This window comes from Uliginosibacterium sp. H1 (assembly GCF_036017065.1).
Classification (GTDB): domain Bacteria; phylum Pseudomonadota; class Gammaproteobacteria; order Burkholderiales; family Rhodocyclaceae; genus Uliginosibacterium.
This window is the reverse complement of the sequence record NZ_JAYXHR010000002.1, coordinates 677,766-690,188: the sequence shown is the minus strand read 5'-3', so window position 1 is coordinate 690,188 and position 12,423 is coordinate 677,766. Positions and strand designations below refer to the sequence as shown.

13 protein-coding genes are annotated in these 12,423 nt (G+C 65.2%); 8 read left to right on the top strand and 5 right to left on the bottom strand.

What is annotated here, in order from left to right; translation table 11 throughout:
- Positions 1-44: 44 nt before the first annotated feature.
- The 3 genes from VVD47_RS12805 (at position 45) to VVD47_RS12795 (ending at position 1,290) form a co-directional block, all read left to right on the top strand.
- A complete protein-coding gene (locus VVD47_RS12805) occupies positions 45-296 on the top strand; it encodes a hypothetical protein (protein ID WP_327603859.1) in 252 nt (83 codons plus the stop codon).
- Between the two features lie 7 nt (positions 297-303).
- The gene (locus tag VVD47_RS12800; protein WP_327603858.1) at positions 304-585 is read left to right on the top strand and encodes a hypothetical protein; all 282 of its coding nucleotides are present in this window, start codon (positions 304-306) and stop codon (positions 583-585) included.
- Between the two features lie 330 nt (positions 586-915).
- Positions 916-1,290, top strand: a complete 375-nt coding sequence (locus tag VVD47_RS12795) for a DUF3455 domain-containing protein (protein ID WP_327603857.1) — start codon at positions 916-918, stop codon at positions 1,288-1,290.
- Positions 1,291-1,294: 4 nt separating this feature from the next.
- Here VVD47_RS12795 and VVD47_RS12790 read toward each other — a convergent pair whose 3' ends face one another.
- The 4 genes from VVD47_RS12790 to VVD47_RS12775 all read right to left on the bottom strand — a co-directional run bounded on the left by VVD47_RS12790 (position 1,295) and on the right by VVD47_RS12775 (position 3,823).
- Entirely contained in the window at positions 1,295-1,513 is a 219-nt protein-coding gene (locus VVD47_RS12790) for a DUF3565 domain-containing protein (protein WP_327603856.1), read from the bottom strand.
- Positions 1,514-1,654: 141 nt separating this feature from the next.
- Positions 1,655-2,350, bottom strand: coding sequence for an alpha/beta fold hydrolase (locus VVD47_RS12785; RefSeq protein ID WP_327603855.1), 696 nt, complete (start codon positions 2,348-2,350; stop codon positions 1,655-1,657).
- Positions 2,351-2,442: 92 nt separating this feature from the next.
- Positions 2,443-3,213, bottom strand: a complete 771-nt coding sequence (locus tag VVD47_RS12780) for a restriction endonuclease (RefSeq protein WP_327603854.1) — start codon at positions 3,211-3,213, stop codon at positions 2,443-2,445.
- 115 nt (positions 3,214-3,328) lie between these two features.
- On the bottom strand, positions 3,329-3,823 hold the full coding sequence (locus VVD47_RS12775) for a hypothetical protein (RefSeq protein ID WP_327603853.1): 495 nt from the start codon (positions 3,821-3,823) through the stop codon (positions 3,329-3,331).
- Positions 3,824-4,524: 701 nt separating this feature from the next.
- Here VVD47_RS12775 and VVD47_RS12770 point away from each other — a divergent pair.
- The 3 genes from VVD47_RS12770 to VVD47_RS12760 all read left to right on the top strand — a co-directional run bounded on the left by VVD47_RS12770 (position 4,525) and on the right by VVD47_RS12760 (position 8,624).
- Positions 4,525-5,610 carry a CobW family GTP-binding protein gene (locus tag VVD47_RS12770; protein ID WP_327603852.1) on the top strand — a complete coding sequence of 362 codons (1,086 nt, stop codon included), beginning with the start codon at positions 4,525-4,527 and terminating at the stop codon, positions 5,608-5,610.
- 133 nt (positions 5,611-5,743) lie between these two features.
- The gene (locus tag VVD47_RS12765) at positions 5,744-7,945 is read left to right on the top strand and encodes an ATP-binding protein (RefSeq protein WP_327603851.1); all 2,202 of its coding nucleotides are present in this window, start codon (positions 5,744-5,746) and stop codon (positions 7,943-7,945) included.
- Between the two features lie 154 nt (positions 7,946-8,099).
- A complete protein-coding gene (locus VVD47_RS12760; protein WP_327603850.1) occupies positions 8,100-8,624 on the top strand; it encodes a hypothetical protein in 525 nt (174 codons plus the stop codon).
- Positions 8,625-8,643: 19 nt separating this feature from the next.
- On the opposite strand, the gene VVD47_RS12755 is transcribed toward VVD47_RS12760, so the two are convergent.
- On the bottom strand, positions 8,644-10,296 hold the full coding sequence (locus VVD47_RS12755) for a protein adenylyltransferase SelO (protein WP_327603849.1): 1,653 nt from the start codon (positions 10,294-10,296) through the stop codon (positions 8,644-8,646).
- Positions 10,297-10,595: 299 nt separating this feature from the next.
- Between VVD47_RS12755 and VVD47_RS12750 the strand changes: the two genes are divergently transcribed.
- Both VVD47_RS12750 and VVD47_RS12745 read left to right on the top strand, forming a co-directional pair.
- A complete protein-coding gene (locus VVD47_RS12750; protein WP_327603848.1) occupies positions 10,596-11,150 on the top strand; it encodes a lectin-like protein in 555 nt (184 codons plus the stop codon).
- Positions 11,151-11,793: 643 nt separating this feature from the next.
- Entirely contained in the window at positions 11,794-12,333 is a 540-nt protein-coding gene (locus VVD47_RS12745) for an ankyrin repeat domain-containing protein (protein WP_327603847.1), read from the top strand.
- Positions 12,334-12,423 lie beyond the last annotated feature (90 nt).

Below are 12,423 nucleotides of genomic sequence, written 5' to 3'. Positions count from 1 at the left end.
CGAAGCGAACCCGAACTGGCCCGCGCTGACAAATGCCGAGCGATATGAGCGAGAAAGAAACCTGCCCGAAGTGTTCCGCGGAGTTCGCCTCCCGCAAGGCACTGCTTGCCGGCGGCCTCCGCAGCCACTACAACGTGTATTCGCCAAATGGCCCGGCGGTGCGCTGCCCCAACTGCTGGCACATCTTCCCCGCAGAGGCATTGCGCCTGTTCGGCTTCCTGCCGGCGACGCGACTGCCCTGGGTGATCGGGGGCATCATCGCCCTGTGCATCGTGCTGCCGGCCTTGCTGCGATGAGGGCTTCATGAACAGTCCCCGATCCCGATTGCATGTCTCATGGTGGGTCCGCTTGCTGGCCTGGGCGGTCCTTTCCGCGGCTGGCGTGGTCTTGTGCGGGATCGGTCACCACTGGCATCGCGCCGGCGTCATGCCTGTGGTCATGCCGGATGCCGTAACCAGCATGCTGTGTGCTTTCGTTTTCGTGGTCTTCGGCTGGGTCGCCATCGTCGGCAAGGTGCCAGGGTTCTTTGCGATCGGTGCGCAAGGCTGGCCACTCCGCTCACGCCAAGTCAGGACGCTTCGCTGACGTCACACCAGGTTTGGTGAGGCCGTAGTCCGTTCGGGCAATTGCCGTTCTCCAGCGTCACGGACAAGGCAGCAGGTGTCCCGGTCAAGTTCGATTCCACTCCTTCACCAAGATGTGCGCCCGTCGCATCCGGTGCCAGTGAGCTGCGATGCCGCCTGCCCACATCACGAAGGAGCGTTCCGTGCCTCACACCCGCCTCACACCCTGTCGCCGTCCTCGCCCTGCTGGCTGCCTGCTCCACCACGCCGCTACTCACTGCACCCGGGGTATCCGCAGCGCTGAACCCACCCGCCGGCCAGACGCTGTATCTCGATAACCCTGTCCAGAGGCGTGCAGATCTACGAGTGCGCGCAGAAGGCGGATGGCAGCTACGAGTGGACGTTCAAGGCGCCGGAGGCGGTGCTGGAATCGCGCACGGGCGCCTCGCTCGGCAAGCACTACGCGGGGCCGACCTGGGGGGCGCCGGATGGCAGCACGGTGGTCGGTGAAGTGCGCGCCCGCGACCCCGGCCCGTCATCCACCGCCATCCCCTGGCTGTTGCTGGCCAGCAAGAGCAATACCGGCAGCGGCGTGTTCGCCGGCACGCGCAGCATCCAGCGCGTGGACACCGTGGGCGGACTCGCGCCCGCCACCGCCTGCGCTGCCGGCAACCTCAAGGCCGTGGCGAAAGTGCCCTACACCGCGACCTACTACTTCTATCGCTGAAGGCTCACGCGGCGGGAAGAAACCAGTCGCGCGGCTCGCCGCGGTCGCACTTGCGGCACACCAGCAGCGCACCGAGCTTCCCTGCCCGCCCGGCTGCCGTCGTCACCCACGGACGACTGACCCAGGGCGGATCGTGGCGCACATGCTGATTGTGGCCACAGTCCAGCTCGGCCACCCAATGGTGTTCTTCGTCCTGATGAAAGCCGGTGATGAGGCGTTGCATGAAACCGGGGTACGGGGGGTGCTTGGGCGCAAAACATCCGGAGCAATGCCCTGGGGTTACTGCTCCCTACGTGGGCTACATGGGCTCAACTCTTCACATGAAAGGCGCTTAGAGGCCACAGCGATAGAAGTTTGCGTGACGTCACGCCACGTACGACAACAAACGTGCTGCTAGCTCGTCGGGCTGACTGAGAGCGACGAGATGCCCGCCTGGCAATTGCTCTGCCTCGATGCCGAGGCGCTCGCGGACAACACGTTGCTGAAACGCAGCCGGGAAAAATCGGTCATCTCTTGCGACCAGTACGTGAATCGGGATGGCAGGCCAGGCTCTGAACGTGCAGGGCGAGGCGAAGACATTTTCAGATTGCTTCGATTCGCCACGCGCCAACGCTTCGTCGGTCACGGACCGTGGCACGTCATGGAAGAAGCCCGCCAATGGATCAAACGGCGCGTCCGCCGAGCGACCATCCCGAACGTTCTGTTCCCGCTTTGCTTCGGTCTGCCCAGTGCTGACAAACCACTCGCCGGGACGCTCACCCGGCTTGGGGATCATTGCATTGACGAGGACCAGCGCTCTGACCGGCACGCTTTCACATACGAGCGGTGCCGTAAAGCCACCCATGGATTGGGCGACCAGAACTACGTATTTCGGGTCTCGGTTTCCAAGCACCCTGAGCACCGCATTTGTGTACTCGGGAAGTCCGGCACTATCGTCCGCCGCGGGAAGGGCGACAGGCACGACCTCGTGACCTCGCGCTTCGAGCTTGGGCGCCAGGAGGTGCCAGTACCACGGATCCCCACCGGCACCAGGGACAAGAATGAACGTGACATTGGACATGGTCCGTAACCCTTCGTCCTATTGCAGCGAATTCGCCAGATGAGTGACGCCTAACCGTTTGACGTGAGGGAGTTGTTGGGCGGCTGGTTCATCTAGTGCTGAAAATCACTCAGCCATGACTTCAGAGCCTCAAAGTCGTGAAGTCCGATTGCGTACTGCAGCGGGGAGGCAAACGCAATCGCACCCTTTGTAAATGACGAAGTGGTGACTATGACGCCTTTCGTGGCGCGCTCCGCTTGGGTAACGCCATGAATTGCACGAACCAATTCAACACCAACTTTGTTTGTCGGTGCATATCGTTTGCACTCGACTAGGTAAAGCAGGTTTCCAAGAGCGTCTGAACGCGCCGCAAGAATGTCACGCCCTCCGTCTCGGGAGCGTGGTGTGAGCGTAGGCTCAAAACCTTGAGCTTTGAGAAGCTCGGCGACGAGTTCTTCGAACCTCCGCGGGTTGAGTTCGTAAAGTAGCTCAGGGTGACAAGCAAGATGACGAACTAGCTCGTCGTTTACCGCAGCGACCGCTCGAACAAGTTTCGCGCCAACCGCAGCGCTGCCAATCGAATAGAGAAGCGGATAAGCGTCCGTAACCGGGGCGTATTTTGTATAGCCCTGAGCGTGGCTCTTGTTTGAGAAAAGGTAGTCAACAGATCCACGCGGCTTTCGTTCGCCTATTGCTTCTCTCTCGTTCTCCTCCATGTGGTCCGAGCACAGAAATGGGCAGGTGTAGTCTTGTTCGAAGAACTCCATGTCTTGCGACGGGTAGTAGTCGTAGAGGTACACCTCGAACTCTGCCAAACGAGCGCACTCGGGAACCGAGCAACCTTGCCCCGCTTCATAGCTCACATGTTTGATTGGCTCGGCCATGCTCAAGACGCCCAAAATTTGACGTAAGGGGCAGCCGTAACGGCGAAGCCGCGAAGGGAACCCACAAGCGCAGCTTGTGGGCGGTCCCTCTCGACGGAGTTGTTGGGCATCTTTGTCATGGATTACGCAGATGGACTTTGATCTGCTCTTCCAGTTGAGGAAGCAGTTTTTGAAGCTCGAGGAGTTTTCCAACCCTGTTGTTGTTGAAGTTCTGAAGCTTTGCCGAAATCATCTGTACGTGCACATTGAGACTTTCCGTTGTCGCGATCATCGTCAAGGCAGAGTTCTTGATTTCGGAAGTGATTTTCTTGCCGCTTGAAAGAAACTCGATCAACTCTTTTTCAGCCTCCCCCTGCATAGCTGTGAGTGAGTCAAGTTGTTCAAACAACGAGTGCTCATGACTGTCAAGCGGCAGTCCTGTTTTGCTTCGTTCTCTTTTGAGAGTCGTAGCGTCTGCGCGACTTCGAGCGAATTTTGCTAAAGCACTTTGAATGAGATCTTCGCCCCGTTGGCGCTCGGCCCGTTGAAAGTAGTGATGGGCTGCTAATCCTGTTGCAATGGCAACAATGAGAGAAATGAGAGAGAGGATGATGCTAGCGTCGAGACTCATGATGAGGGCCCAATTTGTTTTGGGGAGTAGCTTGCTGCATAACATCGGCGCGTGCTTCCTAAACATGGCGCCTGCCAGCATCCGGAAAGGCTTGTCACACAAGGATTTCTATCTAGCCCGTCTTCTGTTCAATACCCCATCAACAGAATGGACAAAAATCTCACTTTGCAGACAAGACCGCAGCATACCGTCTGCATGCTTTACACGGCGCCATCCATAGAGGCAAGCGGCGATGAGTCACGGCCCCACTCCCCCTCTGCAGCCGCTGAGGAGCACACCGTGACGAGGGATCGCGCGCAGCGCGACGGCGAGGACTGTCTGAGCACCGAGCGTAGCGAGGGCGAGTTGCGGAGCCGCGCGGCATGGCGCGCAGCGCAGGGAACCGTGCGAAGCACGGCGGCGAAAAGCGGAGCGCGTCCTCTGCACTCTCTCTGCCGCGCAGCAGAGAGTATGTCGCCCGCCGGGGCGAACTCCCGGCCAAGCGTAACGAGTAAGCACCGCACTCACGGCGAGAGCCGGCAGAACGAAAAGGCAACGACACTGGATTCCTGCCCTTCGACCTCTTCGATCCCTTCGACAAGCTCAGGGAACGAAGCTCGGCGTCCGCGCGCGGGAATGACGGCAAGCACGGTCGTTGCCCGACGCAGCAACACCCCGGACAATCCCTTCCGTCCGCCCCTTCCGCAGGAACCCCTCCCCCGATGTCCCCCCCCAACCCCACCGCCATCCCCGTCACCCTGCTGACCGGCTTCCTCGGCAGCGGCAAGACGACGCTGCTCAATGCCCTGCTGCGTGATCCGGCGATGGCGGGGTGTGCAGTGCTGATCAACGAGGTGGGCGAGGTGGGGCTGGACCATCTGCTGGTGGAGAAGGTGAGCGAGGAGATCGTGCTGCTGGAATCCGGCTGCCTGTGCTGCACGGTGCGCGGTGACCTGTCGCGCAGCCTGAAGGACCTGTTCATGCGCCGGCTGCGGCGTGAGATCAAACAGCTGGACCGGGTGGTGATCGAGACCACCGGGCTGGCTGATCCGGGGCCGGTGATCTATACGCTGATGCACGATTTCTTCGTGGCCGAGCGTTACCGCCTGGACGGCGTAGTGAGCACGGTGGATGCACGCCATGTGCATTGGCAGCTCGGCCAGCACGAGGAGGCGGTGCGCCAGGTGGCGATGGCGGATCGCGTGGTGCTGACCAAATGCGACCTGGCGAGCGAGGACGAAGTGGAAGCGGCCGAGGAGAAGGTGCATGCGCTGAACCCCGCCGCGCGCGTGCTGAAGAGCCGGCTCGGCGACCTGTTGGCTGGCGGGCCGGCCGGCCTGCTGGAAGGCATGAGCCTGTACGACCCGGCGACCAAGACGGCGGACGTGGCGCGCTGGCTGAACGAAGCGGCGGCGGATGAGCAGGAGCGCCTGCAGCGCCGCCGCAACGTGTTCGGCCAGGCGGTGCCGCCGACGCTGCGCCATGACGAACGGGTGCGCACCCATGTGCTGCGTTTCAACCGGCCCTTCCGCTGGGTGGAGTTCACCACGGCGCTGGAGCTGCTGCAGCGCGGCGTGGGCGAACGCATCATGCGCATCAAGGGGCTGGTGAACGTGGAGGGCGAGGACACACCGCGGGTGATCCATGCCGTGCAGCACGAGCGCTACCCGGAGAGCGCCCTGCCCGCCTGGCCGGACGCGGACCGCAGCACGCGGCTGGTGTTCATCGTGCGGGACCTGCCGCGCGAATCACTGGAACGGGCCTTCGCGGCGTTCGGGGACTACCAGGCGGAGCCGGTGGGGGACTGAGGCCCGCGGTGTCCACCGCGAGGCACGCCGGCCTTCAGCCTGGCGTCAGGAATGACGTTAGCAATGCAGTTAAGCTGATGCCGCGTGATGGGCCGCCTGCCCGGTGCGCGACGTTCAACCCGCCGGAGCCCCGATGCCCCAGACGAGTTCCCCGCCGCGTGGCAGCCTGCAGCGCAGCCTGGTCAGCGCCGCGCTGCTGGTTGCGCTGATGGTGCTGGGGCTGTTCCTGGCGGGTACCTGGTACTTCGTGTACCGGCCGGCAGCGCGCGCGCTGGCCGTTGCCCAGTTCGACAACCATGCCCGTCAGGTAGCGGCGCGACTGGGTACGCAGACCGAGAGGCTGGAGGCCATCACCCGCCTGACCCGCGAGTGGGGCCGGCGCGGGCTGATCGACGTGACGCGGGTGGAGGACTTCAACACCCTGCTGCGTCCCCTCATCGACGGCGGGCCCAGCCTCAGTTCGATGGTGGCGGCCGATGACAGCGGCCGGGAAGTCCTGCTGATGCGCGGGCCGGACCGCACCTGGATCAACCGCCTGACCGACCCGCAGCGGCGCGGCCCGCAAGCCACCTTCATCACCTGGAACGCCCAGTGGGAGAAGACCGCCGAGGTCGAGCGACAGGCCGACTACGACGCCCGCACGCGACCCTGGTTCCAGGGCGGCATGGCGCTGGCCGACGGGCAACAGGCGTTCTGGACGGCGCCGTACATCTTCCGCTCCACCCAGGAGCCGGGCCTGTCGGTGGTGGTGCGCTGGCACGCGGCGGATGGCCGTCGCGTGGCGATGACCCATGACGTGACGCTGACCGACCTGACGCGCTTCACCCAGCGCATCGTGGTGGGCAAGGAGGGCTTCGTGGCAGTGCTGGCCGAGGGCGACCGCCTGCTTGGCCTGCCGCGCTCCACACGTTTCGCCGACGAGCTCGCCATCAAGGCCGCAGTGCTGAAGACACCCGCGGAACTGGGCCTGCCGGTGCTGGATGCCGGCCTGCGACACTGGCGCGGGCAGCCCGCCGGCCACAGCGGCCTGCTGCGCTTCGAGGCGGAGGGCAGCACCTGGCTGGCGGCCTTCCGGCCCATGCAGCTGGGTGAGCAACGCCTGCAGGTGGCCACCTTCGCCCCGGAAGCCGACTTCGTTCCGCTGGGCTGGCGCGAAGCGCTGCTGGTGGCCTTGCTGGGCGCAGCCGCAATGCTTGCCGCCTGGTGGCTGGCCGCGCGCCTGGCGCGCCGCGTCGCCCGCCCGCTGCAGCAACTGGTGGCCGAGGCCGAGCGCATCGGCCAGCTGCAACTGGACGAGCCGGTGGTGGTGAGCCATAACTGGCGCGAGATCCACGCCCTCGCCAGCGCCAAGGAAACCATGCGCCGGGCCCTGCTGGACGCCACCCGTACGCAGGCCGACGTCAACCGCGCGCTGATCGACGAGGTGGGCGAGCGCCAGCGCGCCGAGGTGGAGCTGGCGCGCTACCAGGGCCAGCTGGAACAGCTGGTCGCCGAACGCACCGCGCAACTGGAGGCTTCCAACCGCGAGCTGACCGAAGCCATGGGCGAGTTGGAGCGTGCGCAGGCGGAGCTGATCCGCAACGAGAAGCTGGCCAGCCTGGGCATGCTGGTGGCCGGTGTCGCGCACGAGTTGAACACCCCCATCGGCAATGCGCTGCTGTCGGCCAGTGCGCTGCAGGACGATGCGCGCGTGTTGATCGAGAAGGCCTCCAAGCGCGCACTGCGGCGTAGCGAGTTCGAGGACTTCCTCGACGCCCTGAACGAAGCGACCGACCTGCTCGCGCGCAACCTCGCCCGCGCCGGCGAGCTGATCCAGCATTTCAAGCAGATGGCGGTGGACCAGGCCAGCGACCAGCGCCGCGTGTTCCGCCTGCGCAGCGTGCTGGAAGACGTGCTGGCCAGCCTGGGCCCGCGCATCAAGAAGACGCAGCACCGCATCGTCTTTGAAGCACCGGTCGAGCTGGAGATGGACAGCTACCCCGGCGCGCTGGGCCAGATCATCTCCAACCTGATCGTCAATGCGGAAGTGCACGGCTTCGAAGGCATCGCCGCCGGCGAGGTCCACATCTCCGCACGCGCCGAGGGTGAGGACGAAGTGGTGCTGGAATTCGCCGACAACGGCGTGGGCATTCCATCCGACCGCCTGCCGCACATCTTCGACCCCTTCTTCACCACCAAGCGCGGCAGCGGCGGTTCCGGCATCGGCCTGAACATCGTCTACAACCTGGTGGGCCGCGTGCTGGGCGGACATATCGAGGTGCGCAGCGCCCCTGGCGAAGGCTGCCGCTTCACGCTGACCCTGCCGCGCATCGCCCCGCAGCGGGGGGAAGACTGAGCGCCGCACACCCTCCACACCACCCATGCCGCACGGCTGCACGCCGGCGGCCACCAGTCGTCGCCAGGAAATCCACAATGGTTCTGTCAGAAAAGGATTGCAGGATACTGTCCTGCCGCACCGTGGCGTCCACCCCGCCTGAACCGGAGTTCCCATGTCGTCTGCTGCCGATCGCGTCTATGTGAAAACCGAAGCCGGCCTGCTGGAACTGCAGCACCGCCAGCTCCGCCTGCCACCCAAGCAGCGTGCGCTGCTGGTGCTGATCGACGGCCGCCAGAGCGTCACGGAACTGCTGGCCACGCTGACCACCCTGGGCGTCGAGGAGAAGGCGTTCACCGAGCTGTCGATGCTCGGGCTGATTGAGGCCATGACGCCCGGCGAAGCGGCTTCCATTGCGCCGGCAGTCGAAGCTCAAGCCGGCACCGTCGTGGCCGCCTCCGGTCCCGCCGATGCCGTGGCGCAGGTGCGCAGCCTGCACGCCCTCTACAGCCAGGCCATCAAGGACAACCTCGGCCTGCGCGGCTTCACCATGCAGCTACAGGTGGAACGCGCCGGCACGGTGGAAGACTTCCGCAACCTGCGCCAGCCGCTGGTGGACGCGGTGAAGAAATCGAAGGGCGAACTGAGCGCGGAACGGCTGGGGCTGGAGATCGACAAGGTGCTGGCGACGCTGGCCTGAGTCGAAGCCCGCCCCGGGGTCAGGAACTGCAAGACAGCGCGCTGCACCCGGCCTTGTCCAGCGCCCAGTCCGGCCGGCGTGCGGCGAGGTCGGCGAACTCCGCGCGTTCTTCGTAGGGTCTCTTCACCGCCTCCATCAGCCGCTCCAGCGGCTGCAGGTCACCCGCGCTCGCGGCGTCGATGGCCTGCTGCGCCAGCCAGTTGCGCGGAATGATCCAGGGGTTGCTGGCGTCCATGCGGGCGCGGCGTGAGGCGGCGTCCTCCGGTGACTGCGCGACGCGCGCGCGCCACTGGTCCAGCCATTCGCCGAGACTGCGCCGCGCGCTGTCGGACGGTGCGGCGTAGAAAGCGTCGGCGACCGCATCGAACGCGGCATCGGGACCGGCCGCCGCTTCCGCCAGCGGCAGGCGGCGGAAGAAGATGGTGTGGTCGGTGTCCACCGCGTTGAAGCAGGCGTACAGCGCGGACACCAGCGCAAAGTCGGCCTCGGCTCCTTGCTGGCGCGCCGCGCCATCCACGACATCGCCGCCCTGGGGCAGGCCCAGCTTGTTGCGCAGCATGGCGAGGTAGTGGCGCTCGTACTCGTCGCGGTACAGCTCCAGCCCGGCGTGCAGCGGGTCGGCATCGTCGATCAGCGGCATCAGCCCTTGCGCCAGGCAGGCGAGGTTCCAGGCCGCGATCTGCGGCTGCGCGGAGTAACAGTAGCGCCGGCCCTGGTCGGTGGTGTTGGGCGTGAACATCGGGTCGAAGTTGTCCAGCCAGCCGTAGGGACCGTAGTCGATGGTGAGGCCCAGCACGCTCATGTTGTCGGTGTTCATCACGCCGTGCACGAAGCCGACGCGCATCCAGTGCGCGACCATCATCGCGGTGCGGCGGCACACTTCGTGGAAGAAGGCGACGTACTCATCCTCGCCGGGTACGCCCTGCGCCGGCATCAGCTCGGGGAAGTGATGGCGCAGCGTGTGTTCACCAAGCCGGCGCAGCAGGTCGATGTCATTACGCGCCGCGAAGTGCTCGAAGTGACCGAAGCGCAGGAAGCTCGGCGACAGCCGCGTGACAATGGCCCCCGGCTCGGTTTCCGGATGGCCGTCGTAGAACATGTCGCGCACCACGCCGTCGCCGGTCGCCACCAGGCACAGCGCGCGCGTGGTGGGCACGCCCAGGTGGTGCATCGCCTCGCTGCACAGGTACTCGCGGATCGACGATCGCAGCACCGCGCGGCCGTCCGCGTGACGCGAATACGGCGTACGGCCCGCGCCCTTCAATTGCACTTCCCAGCGCTGGCCGCCGGCACCGATGGCTTCGCCCAGGGTGGTCGCGCGACCATCACCCAGCTGCCCCGCCCAGTTGCCGAACTGATGGCCAGAGTAAGCCGTGGCGTACGGTTGCATGCCCGGCAGCAGATGGTTGCCGGCGAACACCGCGGCAGCCAGCTGCGCATCGTCCGGCTGTGCAGCCAGCCCCAGCAGCGCCGCCGCATCCGCCGACCAGGCCAGCACCCGCGGCGCGGACACCGGGCCGGGGTCCAAGAAGGAATACGCCGCGCCATGCACCTGCCGCGGCGGGCCACCGCGCTGCGGGTCAGCGGGCAGCTCACGCAGGAAGCGGTCGTCGATCTGCAGGTCGGCGAGGCGGGTGCCTGAAGGCGTGGATGGGGCGGAAGAAGCGTTCATGAATGATCGGACGGGCTGCGGGGAAAGACGTTCCTGGCAGGCAGCATAACGGTTCGCACGCGAGCGTCAGGCAGAGCGTGGTGGACGATGGCCGCGGCAAGAAACAACGCCAGCGAATCCGCGACGGGCCTGGGCAGCAATCTCGATGCACCGCCATGTCGGAAAAGCTTACAACCCCCGATCCGACGCATCGCTGATCGAAGACGCGAGCCTTTACCCTTGCGGGTTCCTTCCAACTGGCACACATGTTGCGGTATTCCGTTGTTTGATGTTCTACAGGGGAGAAGAAAATGCGAGTGATGACACGTTTGGGTCTGTGCCTGGGTGCTGTCCTGTGTGCAGGCGCCGCCACGGCGGCACCCGTTCAATGGACCGTCGCCAGTGGTGGCAATGATCATTGGTACGAAGCAGTTTCGGCGAACAGCATCGACTGGACGAGCGCAAGGGCCGCAGCCCAGGCGAGTGGTGGTTATCTCGCCACCATCACGTCGGCGGCCGAGAACGCCTTCATCGCGGCGCTTGTGCCCGACTACGCCACGACCGGCGAGTCCCCGTACTGGCTGGGGGGCTTCCAGCCCGTCGGATCTGCCGCCAATGTCGGCTGGCAATGGGTGACGGGTGAGGCCTGGAGCTACACGAACTGGGCGCCCGGCGAACCCAACAACAGCACCGAGCACGCTCTGGCGTTTGCATACTTCGGTGGCGGCGACACCTGGAACAACGCACCGACCGGCTACACCGGCTACGGCGCCTTCGCCGGCTACGTCGTCGAGTACGTCCCGGAACCAGCATCGCTGATCCTGGTCGGCCTTGGCCTGGCGGGCCTGGGATGGAGCCGTCGCAGCCGCGCGTGAATCGCCCCTGCGGCCCGGACGAAAACTAGCGCCCACCGCGGCCTCATTGCTTGAGGCTGCGATGGGCGCTTGATCCGGACATGACCGCTGGCTGAGCCCCCAGCGGATCACCGCGGCGCCGACACGGGCGCGAGATCCACGAACGAGTACGCACGGTACGCCACACCATGCGCCTGCCGCGGCGGGCCGCCACGATGTGGGTCGGCAGGCAGTTCACACAGCGAGCGGTCGTCGAACTGCGCATCCCGAGGCCCCGGGCGGTTGATCCTGCAGACGATCCGTCGGGGATCAGGCGGCGTTCGCCAGCCGCATCGCCCGTCCATAGCCAATCCGCTCGCACAGCTGTGATGTACCCGAGTCCAGGCAGGTCTTCCATCGAGGCTCCTGGAATGCCTACTACAACGTCAGACTCCTGACGGACAGCCTTCGCCGCGCCTGTCATGACCGCGACGGCTGGCGCTTCCTGATGGCATGACAGAGACAGGCTCGCTCATCGAGTTTCCTGGTTACGCTGACGGCATGGACGCTTACCGCGGGCAGCACTGGCTGCATGGTGAGATCGACGATCGAGCAGTCCATCCAGACAACCGCCCGACACGCATTCCGGAATGCCCGGCTGCCAAGCTGATGATGTGAAGCCTTGATGACCGATATCGAATCCTGGAGTGATCTTCTGCAGGCCCGTTCCGGGCAGGAGGTGATCGCCTTCCTGCGCGAACATCCCGAGCTGGTGAACCGGCCGGACATCGCCTCGTCCGAGTACGCGCTGGAGCAGGCCGTGTTCTACGAGCAGCGCGAACTGGTCACAGCATTGCTCGACCTGGGTGCAGACCCTGACCAGTTGAACGACCAGGGTCGGCTGGCGCTCCACACGGCGATCGAACTGTTTGAGGACTCGCCCGAGGCTGCGCTGCAGCTGGCGGCGCTGCTGGTATCGCGCGGCGCCGACATCGAGGCCCGCGGCTTTCCCGACTTCACGGCCCTGCATCGGGCCTGTGCCGTGGATGCGATGCCGATCGCACTGCTGCTCATCGAACATGGTGCCAACCTGAACGCCGCAGCCGAGGCATGGATCGATGGCGGCCGCACGCCACTGGACGTGGCCGAGACACACGCCCACGAGGCACTTGCGGCAGCCCTGCGGAACAAAGGTGGACGTAGCGCTGGTCAGCCCTGGATGTAGCGGGTTTTGATCCACCTGCGCGGAGGGAATGATCCGTACCGGGTCCAGGGGTCATCTGCGTCGTCGCAACAAGCCCCGGCGCAGAGTTTG